We start from the raw sequence: 20,680 nt of genomic DNA, 5'->3' as shown, positions 1-20,680 counted from the left end.
CGCGAGCAAACTCGCTCCCACAGGTCCTGCGGCGTGCCTGCAATCCTGCAAACAACATCAATCCCCTGTGGGAGCGGGCTTGCCCGCGAAGGCGTCGGCACGTTCAACATTGATGCAAGCTGAAACACCGCTATCGCGAGCAGGCTCGCTCCCACAGGTCCTGCGGCGTGCCTGCAATCCTGCAAACAACACCAGTCCCCTGTGGGAGCGGGCTTGCCCGCGAAGGCGTCGGCACGTTCAACATTGATGCAAGCTGAAACCCCGCTATCGCGAGCAAGCTCGCTCCCACAGGTCCTGCGGCGTGCCTGCAATCCTGCAAACAACATCAGTCCCCTGTGGGAGCGAGCCTGCTCGCGATGAGGCCGTCCCAAACTACTCGGAATCCAAGCCGGCAGAGGACCGAACCTCCACCGTCACCCATTCGGAATGCTGACTGACGTCATCCAGGCGCTCGATCTGATAAAACAACTGCACCGCGCGGCCACGCTGATCCTGCCAATAACTCGCCGGCACGACGAAGGTCGCGCGCTGGCCGGCCATGGCCTGGGTGATCTCACGCTCCTCAATGTGAATATTGTTCCCGTTGCATTGCAACCAGACCCACTCGCCCGCCTCAAGGCCCGCGCCCTCGATGACGATGGTTACACCATTCGGGTGCTCGTCGATATCCAGCACGCCATTCTCCACTGCCAGTATCCGTGGAGCCTTCAGCGCGGGACGCACCAGGGGGCCGATGTGCACCGACAACGGCTCGGCCCGGCGCACGGAATGCCCGTGCCGAACGACGTACGTCAGGCTCAGGTCATGTCCCAGGTGGGGCGCGATCTGCGAGTGATCCAGCCAGAACGATACCTCCCGGCCGACGGCATGGCTCTGTATATCCAGCACATCTCGCCAGAGCGCCTTGCCCTGCTTGCTGGCGATCAGGATCAACCGGTCGCCCACGGCCATTCTGGAATAAGGCCGGACAGTCATCCGCGTGCCCTCCGGCACCCGAGCGGGATCGAGGCTGCCACCTACCGCATCGTCAGCAACCACCGGCAGCTGTTGCAACGGTACATCGCCGATGTCTAACAACAGAGATTCAGATTCCAACGAAGCCGGCAACTGTCGCCCCGTTACGCGATAGGAGATTTCCAGCGAACCGCTGTCCAGTTCGGCGATATGGGGCTCGCGCACCACGAACACCACGGGGCGTCCGACGTGCCGTTCAGTGATAAATCCGCGCATTTCATGCCGGTACGGCTCGGCGTCCGAATTGAGGCCGTGCCATAAAAGCACGACTTCATCGCCGCAGGTCATCATCGGGTAGGGCTCGATAGTGACGACAACCTTGCGCCAGGCCGGGTCGATCACCCCTGTCCTGGCCGCAGCCAGCGACGGTGCCGGCAATCTTGTACTTGAGGCGAGACGGGATCGTTGGGCAGTTCTGTCAGTGTTCATGTCCGGGTTCCACTCCTTGGATATACGATGCCCATTGAAACCCGAAGGCCCTCTCCCCTTCAGTCAGACAACACGACAGAGAGCGTGGTACCCGGCAGCCTCCGTTGTAGTAGCGCACCCCACATACCATCGGACGTATCCGCGCATGTTCGGCACCGCCGCGGCTGGTCAGATTCTTCCCGCTGCTTTTATTCCATTTTCAGTAGCGCAGCGCGGTTTCTTCCTACACCACCCATGCAACGCGTGCATTAGAGTGAGGTCGCGAACTCAACGTGAACCTCTTCGAAAAAGGTACGAACATGCAACGGAATGCAACCACTCAATTTCCCATCCTGTTGGTCCATGGGTTGTTCGGGTTTGACAGGATCGGCGGCTTCGAACTTTTCCATGGCATCAAGCAGGCTTTGCGTAGCGCGGGCGCCCAGGTGTTCATCCCGCATTTGTCGGCGTCCCACTGCAACGAAGCCCGAGGCGAGCAATTATTGGCGCAGATCGATCGAGTCCTGAGCGGTACCGGTGCGGGCAGGGTCAATCTGATCGGCCATTGCCAGGGCGCACTGGCGGCCCGTTACGTCGCCGCGATTGCGCCCGACAAGGTGGCTTCGGTGACCTCGGTCAGCGGACCCAACCACGGTTCTGAATTGGCCGATTTCCTGCACAGGGCCCTGACCCCGGGACGGCTGCCGGGACGTGTAGCGAGCAAGGTCGCAACGCTGTACGCTGATTTCATCACCTTGCTGGGGGGCCAGGCGCATCTGCCTGCGGCAGCCGTCGCCACGCTGGCCTCGCTGACCACCGAAGGCGTCGGCGCTTTCAACGACAAATACCCCCAGGGGCTGCCGAGGAACTGGGGCGAGAACGGCCCCCAGCGGGTCAACGGGGTGCGCTACTACTCCTGGAGCGGCACGCTGCCGGCAATGCCGCAAGGGCTCGACGCAACCAACCCCTTGCAGGTTTTCTGTCGCGCCTTTTCCCAATACTTCATTACCGAAGCCGGACAGAACGATGGCATGGTCGGACGCTTCAGCTCGCATCTGGGCAAGGTTATCCGCTCCGATTATCCCATGGACCACCTGGACACCCTCAACCTGCCGCTCGGCAAAACGGCCAGGGAAACAGACCCGATCATGCTCTACCTGCGCCACGCCGAGCGCCTGTCCAAGGCAGGCCTTTGATCGCCGGTCCAAGGTTTTGACGCAATTTTGACAACAACCGGTTAACGAATCCGGTAGGCTCAACACCTTTCAAAATATCCGAAGGAATTTCCCATGGCCAAAGCCACTGCCCGTCACATCCTGGTTTCCACCGAAGACAAGTGCAACGAACTCAAGGCCCAGATCGAAGCCGGCGCCGACTTCGCCGAAGTCGCCAAGGCCAATTCTTCTTGCCCATCCAGCCGCCAGGGCGGTGACCTGGGCTCGTTCGGCCCGGGCCAGATGGTCAAGGAGTTCGACACCGTGGTGTTCAGCGCGCCGGTCAATACTGTCCAGGGTCCGGTCAAGACTCAGTTCGGCTATCACCTGCTGGAAGTGACCAGCCGCCAGGACTGATCCCGCTTATCGATACGGGACGCGCCGCTCACTCAAGGCTGGCCTGATCCCCTGTGGCGAGGGAGCTTGCTCCCGCTGGACTGCGAAGCAGGCCGATTTTCCAGTCGCTTCTTCGCACTGGAGCACCAGCCCGGCCAAGCGGGAGCAAGCTCCCTCGCCCCATAAGCTTTCATGCACAGGACTGGCGATCAGCGCGCCGCTCGCGTACAAATCGTGCTCATCGATCACCCGGCTTTAAGGCTGACAATGCGACTGGCGTTTCTTTCACCGTTTCTCACTGCCGCGATCCTGCTGACGGGCGCCGCCAGTGGGTACGCCGCACCACAGCAGGCCCTGACCGTCTATGGCGAACCGGCCAAGTACGCCGAAGGCTTCAGTCATTTCGCCTATACCAACCCCCAGGCACCCAAAGGCGGGACCATGCGCCGCTCGGCCGTCGAGATCGGCCACTTCGACCATCTCCTGCCGTACATCGACAAAGGCATCGGCGTCAGCCAGATCGATGGACTGCTCTACTCACCACTGGCCCAGCGCTCGCTGGATGAACCCTACACCGTGTACGGTCTGGTGGCCGAGAAGATGGAGCGCTCGGACGATGGCCGGTCCTTGCGTTTCTACCTGAACCCCAAGGCCCGCTTCGCCGATGGCAAGCCCATCACCGCCGAGGATGTGCGTTATAGCTTCGAATTGCTGACCACCCAGGGCAGTCTGCGCTATCGCACCCAATTCGCTGCCGTCAAAGGTGTCGAGGTCGAGTCCGAACGCACCGTGCGTTTCGACTTCAAGAACAATGAAAGCCGCACCCTGCCCTTGGATATCGCGACTTTGCCTGTCCTCCCCGAACATTGGTGGAAGACCCGTGACTTCGCCAACGGCGGCGGCTACGAGCCTCCCCTGGGCAGCGGCCCATACCGGGTGAGCAAGGTCGATTCCGGACGCAGCATCACCTTCGAGCGCAACGCCGACTGGTGGGGAAAGGATCTTCCGGTCAGCCGCGGACTCTACAATTTCGACCACTTCAGCATCGAGTACTTCGGCGACACCGACGTGGCCCGCCAGGTGCTACGTGGCGGCGCCTACGACTACAACCGCGAGTTTTCCGCCACCGGCTACTCCATCGGCTACGACAGCCCCGCCCTGCGCGATGGTCGCCTGCAAAAGGCCCACCTGGCTACAGAAGCGCCGCAGACCGCCCAGGGTTTCGTATTCAACCTGCAACGCCCGCAGTTCCAGGACCGTCGGGTCCGCCAGGCGTTGGCCATGCTCTGGGATTTCGAATGGAGCAACCGCCAGATGATGCGCAACCTGTACGTGCGCCAGCAAAGTTTCTTTTCCAACACCGACCTCGCCGCCCAACAACTGCCCGATGCAGGTGAACGGGCAATCCTCGAACCGCTGCGCGGGCAGATTCCCGATGAAGTCTTCACCCAGGTCTTCGAGGCTCCAAAGACCGACGGCAGCGGCGTGATCCGCGACAAACAGCTGCAGGCCCTGGCATTGCTGGAACAGGCCGGCTGGAAACCCGAAGGCGATCGCCTGGTGAACGCCGAGGGCGAGCCGCTGAGCTTCACCTTCCTCAACAGCCAGAACGGTATCGACCGACTGTTGCTGCCGTACAAACGGACCTTGAAGCAGATCGGCATCGACATGAGCATCCGGCGCATCGACGCCTCCCAATACGTCAACCGCCTGATGAGCCGTGACTACGACATGATCATCACCGGCTACCCGGTCAGCACCTCACCCGGCATGGAACTCTACAATTACTACGGCTCGGCGGCCGCCAACGATCCGGGCTCCAACAACTACATGGTCCTCAAGAACCCGGCGGTGGACGCCCTGATCGACGGACTGGTCAAGGCCACCACAAAAAGCGACATGCTGCGCCACGCCCACGCCCTGGATCGGGTGCTGCAATGGAACTACTACTGGATCCCCAACTACTACCCGCCCGGCAGCTCGACCGTCTGGTGGAATCGCTTCGGCATTCCGAAAGTCCAGGCCAGCAATGACGAGGCCATCGAAAGCTGGTGGGAAATCAGCACCACGCCGCTGACCAACGAGCAGATGACCGCCGAGCGCATCAAGCGCGGCTCACCGGGAGGGCCACACTGATGTGGGCGTATATTGCGCGGCGCCTGCTACTGATCATTCCGACGCTGGTGATCATCCTGCTGGTGAATTTTGTCATTGTGCAGGCTGCTCCCGGCGGGCCGGTGGAACAAGCCATCGCCCACCTGCAAGGCATCGGCAGCGGCACCGTCGGCAGTTCGGGCAACGCCATGACCGGCAGCTCGCGTGCCAGTCGAGGGCTGGACCCACAGTTGATCAAGGACATCGAGAAACAGTACGGCTTCGATAAACCGGCCCATGAACGCCTGTGGCTGATGCTCAGCAGCTACGCCCGGCTGGACTTCGGCAAGAGCTTCTTCCGTGGCGCCACGGTCACTGACCTGATCCTGGAAAAAATGCCGGTGACCATTTCCCTCGGGCTCTGGGCGACACTGATCACCTACCTGGTGTCGATTCCCCTGGGAATCCGCAAGGCCGTGCGGCACGGCTCGGCATTCGATGTGTGGAGCAGCACGGCGATCATCATCGGCTACGCCATGCCGGCGTTTCTGTTCGCGATGTTCCTGATCGTGGTGTTCGCCGGCGGCACGTCGCTGAACTGGTTCCCGGTGCGCGGGCTGGTGTCCGATGACTTCGAGTCGTTGTCGACCCTGGGCAAGATCGCCGACTATTTCTGGCATCTGGTGCTGCCGGTCACGGCGCTGGTGGTCGGCGGTTTCGCTACGCTGACGATCCTGACCAAGAATTCGTTCCTCAACGAAATCACCCGCCAGTATGTGGTCACGGCGCGAGCCAAGGGCATGAGCGAACGTCGGGTGCTGTATGGCCACGTGTTCCGCAACGCGATGTTGCTGGTGGTGTCGGGCATTCCCCAGGCGTTCATCAGCGTGTTCTTTGCCGGCTCGCTGCTGATCGAGGTGATCTTTTCCCTCGATGGCCTTGGACGCATGAGTTACGAGGCCGCCGTCTCCAGGGATTACCCGGTGGTATTTGGCTCGCTGTTCATCTTCACGCTGTTCGGCCTGCTCATCAAACTCATCGGCGACCTCTGCTACACCCTGGTGGATCCGCGCATCGACTTCGCCGCGAGGAACGCCTGATGTTGCTGCTCTCTCCGTTGGGTCGTCGGCGCTTCGAGCGCTTCAAGAAAAACCGCCGGGGCTGGTGGTCGCTGTGGCTGTTCGTCGGCCTGTTCATCCTGACCCTGGGCGGCGAATTGATCGCCAACGACAAGCCGCTGCTGGTCAGCTACCAAGGCTCGCTGTATTTCCCAGTGTTCAAACGCTATACCGAGCAGGAATTCGGCGGACAACTGCCATTCCAGGCCGACTACCGCAGCAACTATGTGCAGAATCTGATCCGCAAGGATGGCGGCTGGCTGCTGTTTCCGCCGATCCCTTTCAGCGACGACACGCCTAACTATGACCTCACTCAACCGGCGCCGAGCCCGCCCTCGGCAGTGAACTGGCTGGGCACCGACGACCAGGCCCGGGATGTGCTGGCCCGGGTGATCTTCGGCGCACGGGTGTCGATCCTGTTCGCCCTGGCCCTGACCGCCATCAGTGCGCTGATCGGCATCGCCGCCGGTGCGTTGCAGGGTTACTACGGCGGCTGGGTGGATCTGTTGGGGCAACGCTTGCTGGAGGTCTGGTCCGGGCTGCCGGTGCTCTACCTGCTGATCATTCTGTCCGGCTTCGTGGAACCGAATTTCTGGTGGTTGCTGGGGATCATGGCGCTGTTTTCCTGGCTGGCCCTGGTGGACGTAGTTCGCGCCGAGTTTCTGCGCGGGCGTAACCTCGAATACGTGAAAGCCGCCCGCGCCCTGGGCCTGTCCGACCGCAAGGTAATCGTGCGGCACATCCTGCCCAACGCGATGAACGCCACCCTGAGCTACCTGCCGTTCATCCTCACCGGGGCAATTTCCACCCTTACGGCCCTGGACTTCCTCGGCTTCGGCATGCCGGCAGGCAGTGCATCGTTGGGCGAATTGATCGGCCAGGGTAAACAGAACCTGCAAGCACCCTGGCTGGGGCTGACGGCTTTCTTCACACTGGCGCTGATTCTTTCTCTGCTGGTATTCATTGGAGAGGCGTTGCGTGACGCCTTTGACCCACGAGCATGAAGCGGACCGTTGAAATGAGCGAAAACCTGATCGAGATCCGCGATCTGAACGTGGCCTTCAACGACCACACCGTGGTGCGCAACCTGTGCCTGGACATTCGCCCCGGTGAATGCCTGGCCCTGGTCGGCGAGTCGGGGTCCGGCAAATCGGTGACGGCCCATTCGATCCTGCAACTGTTGCCCGAAAATGCCAGCCGCACTACCGGCAGCATTCGCTATCGCGGCCAGGAACTGGTGGGCGCCGAGGCCAAGGCGTTGCGCGAACTGCGCGGGAACCGGATCGCGATGATTTTCCAGGAGCCGATGACTTCGCTGAACCCGTTGCACAGCATCGAAAAGCAGATCGGCGAAACCTTGATGCTGCACCGGGGCCTGGGTGGCAAGGCGGCCCGTCAGCGCATCCTCGAATTGCTTGCCCTGGTCGGCATTCAAAAACCCACCGAGCGACTCAAGGCCTATCCCCATCAGCTGTCCGGCGGCCAGCGCCAACGTGTGATGATCGCCATGGCCCTGGCCTGTGAGCCGGAGCTGCTGATTGCCGACGAACCGACCACCGCACTGGACGTGACGGTGCAGCGCAAGATTCTGCTGCTGCTCAAATCGTTGCAACAGCGGCTCGGCATGTCATTGCTGCTGATCAGCCACGACCTGAACCTGGTACGCAGCATCGCCCAGCGAGTCTGCGTGATGAAGGCCGGGGAAATCGTCGAACAGGCGCCGTGCGAAACGCTCTTCAGTGCGCCGAAACACCCCTATAGCTGCGAGCTGCTGCACGCCGAACCGGAAGGCGAAGCCCTGCCCCGCGACGAGCGCGAAGACGTGCTGCAAGTGCAGGACCTACGAGTGAGCTTTGCGCTGGGCGGCGGGCTGTTCCGGCGCAAGGAATACCTGCGCGCGGTGGACGGCATCAGCCTGAACATCCAGCGCGGCAAGACCCTGGGCATCGTTGGCGAATCCGGCTCCGGCAAGTCGACCCTCGGCCAGGCGATCCTGCGACTGATCGAATCCGAAGGCAGCATTCGCTTCCAAGGCCAGGCGCTGGATCATTTGTCGCAAAAGGAACTGCGGCCATGGCGCAAGCAGATGCAGGTGGTGTTCCAGGACCCGTTCGGCAGCCTCAGCCCACGGATGTCGGTGCAGCAGATCATCAGCGAAGGCCTGGAAGTCCACAGCCCGTCCAACCCCAAGGAATGCGAAGCCCAGGTGATCCAGGCCCTCAAGGAGGTCGGCCTCGATCCGCAGAGCCGCCACCGCTACCCCCATGAATTCTCCGGCGGCCAGCGCCAACGCATCGCCATCGCCCGGGCACTGGTACTCAAGCCGGCCCTGATCCTGCTGGACGAACCGACCTCGGCCCTGGACCGCACCGTGCAGAAACAGGTGGTCGCCCTGCTCCGCCAGCTCCAGGAAAAACACGGCCTGACCTATCTGTTCATCAGCCATGACCTGGCGGTGGTACGTGCCCTGGCCCACGACCTGGTGGTGGTCAAGGACGGCAAGGTGGTGGAGCAAGGCGCCAGCCACGAGGTGTTCGAATCGCCACGGCATCCTTACACCAAAGAACTGTTGGCGGCGGCGCATCCCCGGTAAGGGGCCCCGCCCCTGGGACTCAGTTGTCGCGTCGCTGATCCAACGCCTGGGCAAATTCGCCAATCGCCCCCACGACCTGCTGGGCCCCTTGGTGGATATCGAGGATAACGCTGCCCGCCTGGTTCGCCAGCTTCACGCCCTGCTCCGCCTTGTGCGTGCTGGATTGCATGCTGGTCACGGCTTGCCTGGCGAGGTCGCGGTTCTTGCCTACAACCTCGGTGATGGCGACGGTGGCCTGGCTCGTGCGACGTGCGAGGTTGCGCACTTCATCGGCAACCACTGCGAAACCGCGTCCCTGCTCTCCCGCACGCGCCGCTTCAATGGCCGCGTTGAGCGCAAGCAAGTTGGTCTGCTCGGCGATGCCGCGGATGGCATCGACAATGCTGCCTATTTCCTCGGACTGAGCGCTCAATGCATTGATTCCCGTCGCCACCTGCTGGAGTTCATCGGCGATGCTTTGCACCACGGTCACCGTCTCCTGCACCACCGCCGTGCCACGCTGGGTGTGCGCATCGGTCTGGCGCGATGTCTCGAAGGCCAGTCGCGCCGCGTTCGATTCGTTCCGGCGCTGCTCAACCTCACCGGTGTGATCGGTGGCAAACTTGACCACCCCGTACAATCTTCCCTGGGCGTCGTAGAGCGGGTTATAGGTCGCCTGCAGCCAGACCGTCGCGCCCTGTTTGTCGATGCGCTGAAACAGGCCAGTCACGTACTCACCGCGATTCAATCCCGCCCAGAATCTGCGGTAGGCATCACTCTGTACTTCGCCAGGCTGACAGAACAGACGGTGGTGCTGACCGCAGACCTCCTCCAGCCGATAGCCCATCACCTTCAGGAAATTCGCATTGGCATTCACCACCTGGCCACTGAGGTCGAACTCGATGACGGCCATGGAACGGTCGATCGCCACCCTGAAACTTGACTCGGTCTGGCTTCGAAGGACACGCTCGCTGACGTCACGGATCACTACGATGATGCGCTGCAGTATTCCTCGCGGATCCAGTACTGGAACGCAGTTGGCCTCAACCCAGAGCCAGTGCCCCTCGCGGGTCAGGTGCAAGAACTGCGCATCGACACTCAGGCCCTGCCCCAACTGCTGCCACAGCGTCGCATATTCCCGGCTGCCCGCATAAGCGGGCTCGCAGAACATCCTGTGGTGCCGGCCCCGGATATCCGCCAGGGTGTAGCCCGTCATTTTCAAGAACAGTGAATTGGCGTCGAGCACTTGCCCCATCGGATCGAGCTCCATGATCGCCATGGCTTGATTGAGAGCGGCCCGTTCGGCCTCGAGCACGGCCTGCCTGGCCTGGATCGGATGCAAGACTTCCTGATGCTTGCGGGTGCGAATGAACATGGCGATGCCGCTCCGGAAACGTAGGGTGCCAGGCCGTAGCCGACCTTAAGGCACGATGCCTCTAACTGGGAGGAGTCATTAAGCCATCATTCCTGAAAAATTGTACATATTTTATTTTTTGTACAAGATAAATGAACACGTAACGGCTACTGGCATTTCAATGCCAACCCATTCTCCAACGTTTCTCATCCCGCAGCTCCGTCCAGTCGAGCAGTTCCGCGCGCCCGCTGTGCACCGCCTGAAGCTCAACGCTAATGGGGCGATCCGTTTCATCACAGATCACTCGAGTAACCAGAAAGTGCTTCTCTCGATTGACTGGCACACAGGCCGTCCATTTGGAGAGTTTCAGCTTGCGGGGATTGAATATGTTCATATGCCCTACAGAAAAGACGGAAAAAATCATGTACACCCACTGACAGATGTACAAGATTACCCAAAAAAACGCGGCGAAGCTTCGGTGCTGCAATTTCCCCGGCATAATGCATGCTCTTGGCAACCCGTCCGCGGGTGTGGCAAATCCCTCTTTGGAATGCCTGATGAACCCCACCGAAAACCTCAAGGACTACAAACGGGTTCGCACCCTGGCGATCCGCTCGCTGTTCGAGATCATCGAGCAGTCCAGCGAAGGCACGGTGATTGTCGACCGTGACGCGAACATCGTCTGGATGAACGAACGCTACGCCCGGCGCTTCGGCCTGGACTCGGCGCAGGAGGCGATTGGGCGGGCCTGCGAGAGCGTGATCCCCGGTAGCCTGCTGCGCGAAGTGGTGCGCACCGGGCGACCGATCCTGCTGGACATGCAAGACATGCCCAAGGAGCCACTGGTGGTGATGCGCCTGCCGATCCACGACAGTGCGGGCGCGGTAATCGGCGCCATCGGTTTTGCCTTGTTCGGGGAGTTGCACAGCCTGTCGCCGATGCTCAAACGCTACCAGAGCATGCAGGAAGAACTGGCCTCCACCCGTTCGCTGCTGCGGGCACGCCAGACCAAGTACAACTTCGCGCACTTCATTGGCACCAGTAGCGCCAGCCTGGAGGTCAAGCGCCGCGCCCGGCGTAGCGCCAGCACCGATTCGCCGGTGCTGCTGCTCGGCGAAACCGGTACGGGCAAGGAATTGCTGGCCCAGTCGATCCACAGCGCCTCGCCGCGGGCGAACAAGGCGTTCGTCAGTATCAACAGCGCGGCGATTCCTGAATCGCTGCTGGAAGCCGAGTTCTTCGGCACCGCCCCCGGCGCCTTTACCGGCGCTGATCGCAAGGGCCGTCCCGGCAAGTTGCAGATTGCCCAGGGCGGCACGCTGTTCCTGGACGAGATCGGCGACATGCCGTTGCCGCTGCAAAGCAAACTGCTGCGGGTGCTCCAGGAAAAGGAATACGAACCGGTGGGTTCCAACGACGTGCTGCACAGCGATGTGCGGGTGATCGCCGCCACCTCCACGGACCTGGAAGCCGCAATCAAGCGTGGCGAGTTCCGCGCCGATCTGTATTATCGCCTCAACGTGCTGCCAATCCAGGTTCCGCCGCTGCGCGAGCGCCTGGACGACCTGCCGGCCCTGAGCGAAGCGATCCTCGAGGAGTTGCGCAGCCAGCACGAACTGAACGACGACGCACTGAGCCTGCTGCGGCAACATGCCTGGCCGGGCAACATCCGCGAACTGCGCAACGTGCTGGAACGGGCCGCGCTACTGAGCGACACCTCGCTGCTGACCGCCACAGACATCCGCGCCGCCATCGGCACCTTCACACCGGTGACCCGCTCAGCCAGCACACACCTGGAGCCATTGCCCCAGGAAACCTTCGCCCAGGCCCGGGCCCGATTTGACCGGCAACTGATCGAAACCACCCTAGCGCAATGTGGAGGCAAGGTGGTTGAGGCGGCGCAGCGGTTGGGGCTGGGACGGTCGACTCTGTATAAGAAGATGGTGGCGCTGGGAATTGCGGAATCTCCCTAGAGAGACGATCTATCTCTATTCGTAGACGGTTTTTTTGGAGTGCTTCGCACTCATCGCGAGCAGGCTCGCTCTCACAGTGGAACGCGTCCGTCAGAAATTTCCCTCACCCCTTGTGGGAGCGAGCCTGCTCGCGATGAGGCCAGCAGCCTTCCGAAAATCTCAAAACAGAGACAAACCTTCATTTCGACTTGATCATACTTATAAATTCCCTATGTATTTCAACAAGTTACGTACCTGGCACAAAACTCGCTAAAGCCCTCCCACCGCTTCACCCACAAAAATAACAATCCCAGGAGACACACCATGAGTGTGATCATTGCCTTGGCAGCCCTCGCGCTGCTGATGGTCGCCGCTTACCGTGGCTATAGCGTCATTCTCTTTGCCCCCATCGCCGCCCTCGGCGCCGTCCTGCTGACTGATCCTTCGGCCGTTGCACCCGCCTTCACCGGGGTGTTCATGGAGAAAATGGTCGGTTTCATCAAACTGTACTTCCCGGTGTTCCTGCTCGGCGCGGTGTTCGGCAAGCTGATCGAATTGTCGGGGTTCTCGCGCTCCATCGTCGCCGCGGCGATCCGTTTGCTCGGTACGCGCCAGGCGATGCTGGTGATCGTGCTGGTTTGCGCCGTGCTGACCTACGGCGGCGTATCGCTGTTCGTGGTGGTGTTCGCGGTGTATCCGTTCGCCGCCGAGATGTTCCGCCAGAGCAATATTCCCAAGCGGTTGATCCCGGCGACCATCGCCCTCGGCGCGTTCTCGTTCACCATGGACGCCTTGCCCGGCACGCCGCAGATCCAGAACATCATCCCCAGCACGTTCTTCAACACCACGGCCTGGGCCGCGCCATGGCTGGGGGTAATCGGCACGCTGTTTGTGTTCAGCATCGGCATGCTGTTCCTGCAACGCCAACGCAACAAGGCCCAGCGCCTGGGCGAAGGCTACGGCACCGAACTGCGCAACGAACCGGAAACCGCCGAAGACCTCAAGCTGCCGAATCCATGGATCGCCCTTTCACCGCTGCTGGCGGTGGGCGTCATGAACCTGCTGTTCACCCAGTGGATTCCCCAGTGGTACGGCAAGAGCCACAGCCTGACGCTGCCCGGCATGGCCGCGCCGGTGACCAGCGACGTCGCCAAGCTCACCGCGATCTGGGCGGTGCAAGCGGCTCTGCTGGTGGGCATCATCATCGTGCTGGTGTTCGGTTTCCGGGCGATCCGCAGCAAACTGGCCGAGGGCAGCAAAAGCGCGGTAGGAGGTGCCTTGCTCGCGGCGATGAACACCGCTTCGGAATACGGTTTCGGCGCGGTCATCGCCTCCCTGCCCGGCTTCCTGGTCCTGGCCGACTGGCTCAAGAGCATTCCCAACCCGCTGGTCAACGAAGCGGTGACGGTCACGCTGCTGGCCGGGATCACCGGCTCCGCGTCGGGCGGCATGAGCATCGCCCTGGCGGCGATGTCCGAAAGCTTCATCAGCGCCGCCCACGCCGCCAACATCCCGCTGGAAGTGCTGCACCGGGTGGCCGCGATGGCCAGCGGCGGCATGGACACCCTGCCCCACAACGGCGCGGTGATCACCCTGCTGGCCGTGACCGGCTTGACCCATCGGGAAGCCTATAAAGACATCTTCTGCATCACGCTGATCAAGACCCTGGCGGTCTTCGTAGTGATCGGTGTGTTCTACGCCACTGGCATTGTGTGAGGTTGCAATGATGACAATTCTTTCGGGCAAGACCGCCCTGGTCACCGGCTCCACCAGCGGCATCGGCCTGGGCATCGCCCTGAGCCTGGCCAAGGCCGGCGCCAACCTGATCCTCAACGGCTTCGGCGACGCCACAGCGGTGATTGCCGAAGTGGGACAGTTTGGCGGCAAGGTCGGTCATCATCCGGCCGACGTCAGCGACCCGGCACAAATCGCCGAGATGCTCGCCTACGCCGAGCGTGAGTTCGGCGGCGTCGACATCCTGGTGAACAACGCCGGCATTCAGCACGTGGCCGCCGTGGAAGATTTTCCGGTGGAGCGCTGGGATTCGATCATCGCCATCAACCTGTCCTCGGTGTTCCACGCCACGCGCCTGAGCCTGCCGGGCATGCGCGCCAAAGGCTGGGGACGAATCATCAACGTCGCCTCAGTGCACGGCCAGGTGGGGTCGGTGGGCAAGGCGGCGTACGTCGCGGCCAAGCATGGGGTGATCGGCCTGACCAAAGTGGTCGGCCTGGAAACCGCCACCAGCAACGTCACCTGCAACGCCATCTGCCCCGGCTGGGTGCTGACACCGTTGGTGCAGAAACAGATCGACGACCGGATTGCCAGCGGCGTCGACCCGCAACAGGCGCAGCATGACCTGCTGGCCGAGAAACAGCCGTCCCTGGAGTTCGTCACCCCGCCGCAACTGGGCGAGTTGGTGCTGTTCCTGTGCAGCGAAGCGGGCAGCCAGGTGCGCGGCGCGGCGTGGAATATCGACGGTGGGTGGTTGGCTCAGTAACGTCATGCCGTTACCACTGTAACAAGGGACTTTCCGTGGCGAGGGAGCTTGCTCCCGCTGGGGCGCGAAGCGGCCCTAAGCTTCTTGGGGCGGCTGCGCCACCCAGCGGGAGCAAGCTCCCTCGCCACAGAAGCGTCCCTCGTCACAAGGGTGTCCTCGCCACGAAGGTCGCCTTGTGCTGCAATGTTTATAAGCCTGATAAAAGAATAAGAGGCACCCCATGTCCGATCTCCTCTGGCAACCCGCCCCCGAACGCATCGCCCAGTCACGCATGGACGCCTTCCGCCGGTTCGTCAACGTACGACACTCACTGCAATTGCACGACTACCCCGCCCTGCACGCCTGGAGCATCGACCAGCGTGAAGCCTTCTGGCAGGCCATCGTCGATTTCTTCGAGATCCGTTTCCACCAAGCGCCCACCGAGGTGTTGGTCGAAGGCCCACAGATGCCCAGCGCCCACTGGTTCCCTGGGGCGACGCTGAACTTTGCCGAGCACCTGCTGCGCCGTCGCGATGACGCCGTGGCGGTGGTGGCCGTCGACGAGAGTGGCGGCCAGGAACAGCTGACCTGGGCCGAACTCGCCGCCAACGTCGCTGGCCTGCAACGAAGCCTGCGGGCCGCCGGTGTCACCCAGGGCGACCGAGTGGCCGCGTGCATGCCCAACACCTGGCAGACCCTGGTGGGCATGCTCGCCACCACCAGCCTGGGGGCGATCTGGTCGTGTTCATCACCGGATTTCGGCACCCAGGGCGTTATCGACCGTTTCGGCCAGATCGAGCCCAAGGTGCTGATCACCTGCGCCGGCTACCGCTACGCCGGCAAGGTCATCGACCAGCGGGCCAAGGTCAATGAAATCCTCGAACGCCTGCCGTCGTTGCAGCAGTTGATCGTGCTGCCTTACGCCCGCATCGATGCCACCGTGGACGACTTCAGGACCACGGCCGACGTAACGTTGTGGGACGGGTTTTACCAACCCGGCGGCGCCCCGGAATTCACCAGCGTGCCGTTCGATCATCCGCTGTACATCCTTTATTCCAGTGGTACCACCGGCGTGCCGAAATGCATCGTCCACGGCACCGGCGGCGTGCTGCTGCAGCATATGAAGGAACACGCCCTGCACGTCGATCTCGGCCCCGAGGACCGACTGTTCTACTACACCACCTGCGGCTGGATGATGTGGAACTGGCTGGTCTCGGCCCTGGCCGTCGGCAGCGCCGTGGTGCTTTATGATGGCTCGCCGTTCCACCCCGGTCCCGAGCGCCTGCTGGACTTGATCGATGAGCTGCGCATCACGGTGTTCGGCACCAGCCCTAAATTCCTCGCGGCCCTGGAAAGCCAGGGTCTCAAGCCTCGGCAAAGCCACGATCTGGGCAGCCTCAAGACACTGCTGTCCACCGGTTCAGCACTGGCGCCCCACAGCTACGACTACGTGTACCGCGACTTCAAGCCCGACGTGTGCCTGGCCTCGATGTCCGGCGGCACCGACATCGTGTCGTGTTTTATCAACGGCAACCCGCTGTCCGCGGTAAGGCGCGGCGAGATGCAAGGCAAGAGCCTGGGCATGGCGGTGCAGGTCTGGAACGAGACTGGCAAAGCGGTAATCGGCGAGAAAGGCGAACTGGTGTGCACCCGGCATTTTCCGGCGATGCCCATCGGTTTGTGGAACGATCCCCGGCAAGACAAACTTCGCGCCTCCTACTTCAGCCAGTTCCCCGGTGTCTGGGCCCAAGGCGACTATGCCGAGGAACTGCCCCACGGCGGCCTGCTGATCCACGGCCGCTCCGACGCGGTGCTCAACCCCGGTGGCGTGCGCATCGGCACCGCGGAAATCTATCGCCAGGTGGAAAAGGTCGAACAGGTGCTGGACAGCGTCGCCATCGGTCAACAGTGGCAAGGCGATGTGCGGGTGGTGCTGTTCGTGCGGTTGCGCGACGGTGTGACGCTGGATGAAAACCTGGAGGCGCAGATCCGCCAGGTCATCCGTGCCAACACCACGCCCCGTCACGTACCGGCGAAGATCCTGGCGGTCAGCGACATCCCGCGGACCATCAGTGGCAAGGTGGTGGAACTGGCGGTGCGCAATGTGGTGCATGGCGAAGTGGTGAAGAACACCGATGCGCTGGCCAACCCAGAGGCGCTGGAGCAATTTCGGGACCGGCCGGAGCTGGCTACATAGGCACTGCAAGACGCTGTTGTGGCGAGGGAGCTTGCTCCCGCTGGACTGCGGAGCAGGCCTTCTTGCGGCTGCTTCGCACCCGAGCGGGAGCAAGCTCCCTCGCCACAGGAAATCCTGCCCGAATCAAATCACTCCACCAACCCCCAATCCCCCGCCGCGCTATCAGGCGCAGCCGCCGCGCCCGACTCGGCATGCAGCTTCAAGCGCAGGCGCAGGTTATTCGCCGAATCAGCGTTTTTCAGCGCCTCTTCCTCATCAATGGCGCCTTCGACTACCAGGTTGAACAACGCCTGATCGAAGCTTTGCATGCCCATCTCTTCGGACTTTTCCATGATGCCCTTGAGTTCGCCCAGTTCGTTGCGGCGGATCAGGTCGCCCACCGTCGGTGAGCCCAGCAACACTTCCACCGCCGCCCGGCGTCCGCCGGTTCGGGTGCGTACCAATCGCTGGGACACGAACGCCTTGAGGTTGTTGCCCAGGTCATGGAGCAATTGCGGCCGACGCTCTTCCGGGAAGAAATTGATCACTCGATCCAGGGCCTGGTTGGCGTTATGGGCATGCAGGGTGGAGATCACCAGATGCCCGGTGTCGGCAAATGCCAGGGCATGTTCCATGGTTTCTCGGTCACGGATTTCGCCGATCAACACCACGTCCGGCGCCTGGCGCAAGGTGTTCTTCAGGGCTGCATGGAAACTGCGGGTGTCGACACCCACTTCACGCTGGTTGATGATCGATTTCTTGTGACGGTGGATATACTCCACCGGGTCTTCGATGGTGATGATATGGCCGCTGCTGTTGCGATTGCGAAAGTCGATCAGCGCCGCCAGCGAGGTAGACTTGCCGGAGCCAGTCGCGCCGACGAACAGGATCAAGCCCTGCTTGTGCATGACGCTTTCGAGCAACACCGGCGGCAGTTTCAGGTCTTCGAAACGCGGGATGTCCAGCTTGACGTTGCGGATCACCATGGACACGTCGTTGCGCTGCTTGAAGATATTGACCCGGAACCGCCCGACGCCGGCCAGGGAGATCGCCAGGTTCATTTCCAGTTCTCGATCGAACTCAAGGCGCTGTTCGGCGTCCATCAATGACTCGGCGAGCCTGGCAATGTCGCCGACCTTGAACGCCTGGGTGCCCAACGGCTTGAGCACACCCTCGAATTTTGCGCACGGCGGCGCACCGGTGGACAGGTAGAGGTCGGAACCATCCTGGCTGGCCAGGATTCGTAACAATGGATCGATTTCCATGGACTGAAGCTTCCGCGAGACATCAATGAAACAAGCTGACCCGAACATGCGACCTTACAGACCAACCCGCGCTTTCCTTCTTCAGAGGATAGTCGACACACCACGACATCCAGGGATTCCGTGATGAACGCAATACCCGCCGGCAGCGATACACAACGCCTGCTTGCCCGAATGGACTGGACCTCAAGCCCGCTGGGCGCCAGCCAAACCTGGCCGCAGAGCCTGCGCACCGCGGTGGACATGGTGCTCCATTCCCCGATGCCGATGGCCTTGCTGTGGGGGCCGCAGCTGGTCCAGCTCTACAACGATGCCTTCTCCCGACTGGCCGGCGACAAGCATCCCCATGCCTTTGGCCAACCTACGCATAGCGCGTGGCCCGAACTCAAGGGCGTTACCGAAGCGATCTACCAGCGCGTGTTGCAAGGACAGACCCACACCTGTCGCGATCAACTCTGGCGCGTCCCCTTTGCCGGTCGCCTTTGCGATGTCTGGCTGGACCTGACCTACAGCCCGGTACACGACGAAAATGCCAGCGTCGCCGGCGTCCTGATCACCGCCATCGAGACCAGCGAACGACGTCGCCTGGCCCTGGAGTTCGAACGGCGCTCGGAGGCCAGTCTCAAGGCCCAGCAGGAAAGCGAGGAACGTCTGCAACTGGCCTTGGCCGCCGCCGACGCACTGGGTACCTGGGATTGGGACATCAGCGAGGATCGTTTCGTTGCCGACGCGCACTTCGCCCTGCTGCATGGCGTCGATCCGAGTCTGTCGCGGCAGTTGCCTATCAGCGCTTATCTGGAGGGTGTGCATCCCGAAGACCGGGCCGCCGTTGCCCGCAGCATCAAGCATTGCATCACCCACGGCACCGAATACGCCGAGGAATATCGCCTGCTGCAGCCCGACGGCGAACTGCGCTGGGTGTATGTGCGCGGCCGCTGCTACAAGGACCGTCACGGGCGGCCCAAGCGCTTTCTCGGCGCCGCCCTGGACCTGAGCGAGCGCAAGCGCACCGAACAGGCGCTGCGCCAGAGCCAGACTGAGCTGCAACTGATCATCAACGCTATGCCGATCCTCATCAGCTACGTCGACCGGGAAGAGCGGTTCCGGCTGAACAACAGCGCCTACCTGGACTGGTACGGCCTGACCCCACAGGAGCTCTACGGCAAGACCATCCGCGAGGTGCTGGGCGAAGAAGCCTACGCAGTCCGGGCCGAGCAGATCGCCGGGGCGCTGGCGGGCAAGCCTTGCAGCTTCCCCGTAGAAGCGGCGCATCGTGACGGCCGCCCACGTCACGCGCTGACCAACTACTTGCCCCGCCACGGGGCAGACGGCGCGGTGAACGGGTTCTACATCTTTGTGATCGATGAAACCGAGCGCAAGAAAACTGAGGAAGCGCTGCGCAACCTCAACGAAACGCTGGAAGAGCGGGTCATCGCCCGCACCCAGCAACTGGCCGAAGCCAACCAGCGTCTGCAGAGCGAGATGTTCGAGCGCGAGCGTGCCGAAGAAGCGCTGCGCCACGCGCAGAAAATGGAAGCGGTGGGCCAGCTCACCGGTGGCATCGCCCACGACTTCAATAATATGCTTACCGGCATTCTGGGTAGCCTGGACCTGATTCAGCGCTACATCGCCAACGGCCGGGCTGCCGAGATCGGTCGCTTCACCGAAGCAGCGGTGTCCTCCGCCAACCGCGCCGCGGCGCTGACCCATCGCCTGCTGGCTTTCTCCCGGCGCCAGTCCCTGGACCGCAAGCCGCTGGACGCCAATGAACTGGTCCAGTCACTGGAAGACTTGCTGAGCCGCACCACCGGCGATCACATCCTGCTGCGCCTGCAACTGACCGACGATCTGTGGCCAGTCAGCACCGATGCCAGCCAGTTGGAAAACGCCCTGCTCAACCTGGTCATCAACGCTCGGGACGCCATGCCCGACGGCGGCGAGCTGACCATCGAGACCGCCAATGTCTACCTCGACGGCAGCGATATCAGTACCCTGGAACCGGTCAAAGCCGGGGACTACGTGATGATCGCCGTCAGCGACAACGGCAGCGGCATGACCCCCGCCGTGCTGGCCAAGGCCTTCGATCCGTTCTTCACCACCAAACCCATCGGCCAGGGCACCGGCTTGGGTTTGTCCATGATCTACGGGTTCGCCCAGCAGTCCGGCGGGCACTTGAGCCTGGACAGCGTGCCAGGCCAGGGCACGCGGGTGCAGCTATACCTGCCGCGACTGCACGTAACGCCCGTCGAACAGCCTGCGGCGGTGGAAACGACCGACGTGCCGGCGGCCATCGCCGGGGAAACCGTGTTGTTGGTGGAAGACGAACCCGCGGTGCGGATGCTGGTTTTCGATCTACTGGAAGCGTTGGGCTACACGGCTCTGGAAGCCCAGGACGCGAAAAAGGCCCTCGATTGGCTGGAAACCGACCGCCGAATCGACTTGTTGGTGACCGATGTGGGGCTGCCGGGAATGAATGGCCGACAACTGGCCGAGATCGCTCGCCAGCACCGGCCCGATCTGAAAGTGCTGTTCATGACCGGGTATGCGCAGAAAGCCACCGAGCGTCAGGGCTTCCTCGAACATGGCATGGACATGGTTGCCAAGCCCTTCACCCTGGACCTGCTGGCGACCAAGATCCGAGCGATGATCAACCATGTCTCCTGACTTGAGGCATAATCGCCGCCCCGTTACGTTCAGGTCA

The 20,680-nt window shown here is 62.1% G+C and carries 14 protein-coding genes and 1 pseudogene; 11 read left to right on the top strand and 4 right to left on the bottom strand.

The annotated features are described in order from the left end of the window. Positions 1–372 precede the first annotated feature (372 nt). Positions 373–1,443, bottom strand: a complete 1,071-nt coding sequence (locus tag ACLEJQ_RS03395) for a hypothetical protein (RefSeq protein WP_440792185.1) — start codon at positions 1,441–1,443, stop codon at positions 373–375. Positions 1,444–1,742: 299 nt separating this feature from the next. Between ACLEJQ_RS03395 and ACLEJQ_RS03390 the strand changes: the two genes are divergently transcribed. From ACLEJQ_RS03390 to ACLEJQ_RS03365, 6 genes and pseudogenes are all read left to right on the top strand, one after another. Beyond that, positions 1,743–2,618: an esterase/lipase family protein gene (locus ACLEJQ_RS03390; protein WP_440792183.1), complete on the top strand. Its 876-nt coding sequence runs from the start codon at positions 1,743–1,745 to the stop codon at positions 2,616–2,618. Positions 2,619–2,708: 90 nt separating this feature from the next. Next, positions 2,709–2,993: pseudogene (locus tag ACLEJQ_RS03385) on the top strand (peptidylprolyl isomerase); the annotation flags it as partial. Positions 2,994–3,239: 246 nt separating this feature from the next. Continuing rightward, the gene (locus ACLEJQ_RS03380) at positions 3,240–5,108 is read left to right on the top strand and encodes an extracellular solute-binding protein (RefSeq protein WP_440792181.1); all 1,869 of its coding nucleotides are present in this window, start codon (positions 3,240–3,242) and stop codon (positions 5,106–5,108) included. After that, complete coding sequence (locus ACLEJQ_RS03375; protein ID WP_440792179.1) at positions 5,108–6,166, top strand: microcin C ABC transporter permease YejB; 1,059 nt, start codon at positions 5,108–5,110, stop codon at positions 6,164–6,166. Before ACLEJQ_RS03380 ends, ACLEJQ_RS03375 begins: the two co-directional genes overlap by 1 nt. After that, positions 6,166–7,188: an ABC transporter permease gene (locus ACLEJQ_RS03370; RefSeq protein ID WP_440792177.1), complete on the top strand. Its 1,023-nt coding sequence runs from the start codon at positions 6,166–6,168 to the stop codon at positions 7,186–7,188. The genes ACLEJQ_RS03375 and ACLEJQ_RS03370 overlap by 1 nt, the downstream gene beginning before the upstream one ends. A gap of 14 nt (positions 7,189–7,202) precedes the next feature. Then, positions 7,203–8,777: an ABC transporter ATP-binding protein gene (locus ACLEJQ_RS03365; protein ID WP_440792175.1), complete on the top strand. Its 1,575-nt coding sequence runs from the start codon at positions 7,203–7,205 to the stop codon at positions 8,775–8,777. A gap of 19 nt (positions 8,778–8,796) precedes the next feature. Here ACLEJQ_RS03365 and ACLEJQ_RS03360 read toward each other — a convergent pair whose 3' ends face one another. Together ACLEJQ_RS03360 and ACLEJQ_RS03355 are read right to left on the bottom strand one after the other, a co-directional pair. After that, positions 8,797–10,131, bottom strand: a complete 1,335-nt coding sequence (locus ACLEJQ_RS03360) for a methyl-accepting chemotaxis protein (RefSeq protein WP_440792173.1) — start codon at positions 10,129–10,131, stop codon at positions 8,797–8,799. 157 nt (positions 10,132–10,288) lie between these two features. Next, on the bottom strand, positions 10,289–10,504 hold the full coding sequence (locus ACLEJQ_RS03355; protein WP_440792605.1) for a TIGR02450 family Trp-rich protein: 216 nt from the start codon (positions 10,502–10,504) through the stop codon (positions 10,289–10,291). Between the two features lie 163 nt (positions 10,505–10,667). Here ACLEJQ_RS03355 and ACLEJQ_RS03350 point away from each other — a divergent pair, with 163 nt between their 5' ends. The 4 genes from ACLEJQ_RS03350 (at position 10,668) to ACLEJQ_RS03335 (ending at position 16,738) form a co-directional block, all read left to right on the top strand. Beyond that, the gene (locus ACLEJQ_RS03350; protein WP_440792171.1) at positions 10,668–12,083 is read left to right on the top strand and encodes a sigma-54 interaction domain-containing protein; all 1,416 of its coding nucleotides are present in this window, start codon (positions 10,668–10,670) and stop codon (positions 12,081–12,083) included. Positions 12,084–12,386: 303 nt separating this feature from the next. Then, entirely contained in the window at positions 12,387–13,778 is a 1,392-nt protein-coding gene (locus ACLEJQ_RS03345) for a GntP family permease (RefSeq protein ID WP_440792169.1), read from the top strand. A 10-nt stretch (positions 13,779–13,788) separates the two neighbouring features. Next, positions 13,789–14,562, top strand: a complete 774-nt coding sequence (locus ACLEJQ_RS03340) for a 3-hydroxybutyrate dehydrogenase (RefSeq protein WP_440792603.1) — start codon at positions 13,789–13,791, stop codon at positions 14,560–14,562. 220 nt (positions 14,563–14,782) lie between these two features. Beyond that, complete coding sequence (locus ACLEJQ_RS03335; RefSeq protein WP_440792167.1) at positions 14,783–16,738, top strand: acetoacetate--CoA ligase; 1,956 nt, start codon at positions 14,783–14,785, stop codon at positions 16,736–16,738. A 128-nt stretch (positions 16,739–16,866) separates the two neighbouring features. Here the strand turns inward: ACLEJQ_RS03335 and ACLEJQ_RS03330 are convergent, their stop codons facing one another. Next, positions 16,867–17,982, bottom strand: a complete 1,116-nt coding sequence (locus ACLEJQ_RS03330; protein ID WP_440792166.1) for a PilT/PilU family type 4a pilus ATPase — start codon at positions 17,980–17,982, stop codon at positions 16,867–16,869. A gap of 123 nt (positions 17,983–18,105) precedes the next feature. Here ACLEJQ_RS03330 and ACLEJQ_RS03325 point away from each other — a divergent pair, with 123 nt between their 5' ends. After that, complete coding sequence (locus ACLEJQ_RS03325) at positions 18,106–20,643, top strand: PAS domain S-box protein (protein WP_440792164.1); 2,538 nt, start codon at positions 18,106–18,108, stop codon at positions 20,641–20,643. Positions 20,644–20,680: the final 37 nt, after the last annotated feature.

The organism is Pseudomonas sp. SMV71, from assembly GCF_052042015.1.
In the GTDB taxonomy this organism is placed as follows: domain Bacteria; phylum Pseudomonadota; class Gammaproteobacteria; order Pseudomonadales; family Pseudomonadaceae; genus Aquipseudomonas.
Note: the sequence above shows the minus strand (reverse complement) of the source record. Positions and strands in the feature narration are given on the sequence as shown.

Bases quoted from the DNA above. Each gene is read 5' to 3' on its own strand.
- ACLEJQ_RS03370 (WP_440792177.1), top strand. From the start codon at position 6,166: ATGTTGCTGCTCTCTCCGTTGGGTCGTCGGCGCTTCGAGCGCTTCAAG.
- ACLEJQ_RS03395 (WP_440792185.1), bottom strand. From the start codon at position 1,443: ATGAACACTGACAGAACTGCCCAACGATCCCGTCTCGCCTCAAGTACA.
- ACLEJQ_RS03365 (WP_440792175.1), top strand. From the start codon at position 7,203: ATGAGCGAAAACCTGATCGAGATCCGCGATCTGAACGTGGCCTTCAAC.
- ACLEJQ_RS03335 (WP_440792167.1), top strand. From the start codon at position 14,783: ATGTCCGATCTCCTCTGGCAACCCGCCCCCGAACGCATCGCCCAGTCA.
- ACLEJQ_RS03325 (WP_440792164.1), top strand. From the start codon at position 18,106: ATGAACGCAATACCCGCCGGCAGCGATACACAACGCCTGCTTGCCCGA.
- ACLEJQ_RS03345 (WP_440792169.1), top strand. From the start codon at position 12,387: ATGAGTGTGATCATTGCCTTGGCAGCCCTCGCGCTGCTGATGGTCGCC.
- ACLEJQ_RS03355 (WP_440792605.1), bottom strand. From the start codon at position 10,504: ATGAACATATTCAATCCCCGCAAGCTGAAACTCTCCAAATGGACGGCC.
- ACLEJQ_RS03350 (WP_440792171.1), top strand. From the start codon at position 10,668: ATGAACCCCACCGAAAACCTCAAGGACTACAAACGGGTTCGCACCCTG.
- ACLEJQ_RS03375 (WP_440792179.1), top strand. From the start codon at position 5,108: ATGTGGGCGTATATTGCGCGGCGCCTGCTACTGATCATTCCGACGCTG.
- ACLEJQ_RS03360 (WP_440792173.1), bottom strand. From the start codon at position 10,131: ATGTTCATTCGCACCCGCAAGCATCAGGAAGTCTTGCATCCGATCCAG.
- ACLEJQ_RS03380 (WP_440792181.1), top strand. From the start codon at position 3,240: ATGCGACTGGCGTTTCTTTCACCGTTTCTCACTGCCGCGATCCTGCTG.
- ACLEJQ_RS03340 (WP_440792603.1), top strand. From the start codon at position 13,789: ATGACAATTCTTTCGGGCAAGACCGCCCTGGTCACCGGCTCCACCAGC.
- ACLEJQ_RS03330 (WP_440792166.1), bottom strand. From the start codon at position 17,982: ATGGAAATCGATCCATTGTTACGAATCCTGGCCAGCCAGGATGGTTCC.
- ACLEJQ_RS03390 (WP_440792183.1), top strand. From the start codon at position 1,743: ATGCAACGGAATGCAACCACTCAATTTCCCATCCTGTTGGTCCATGGG.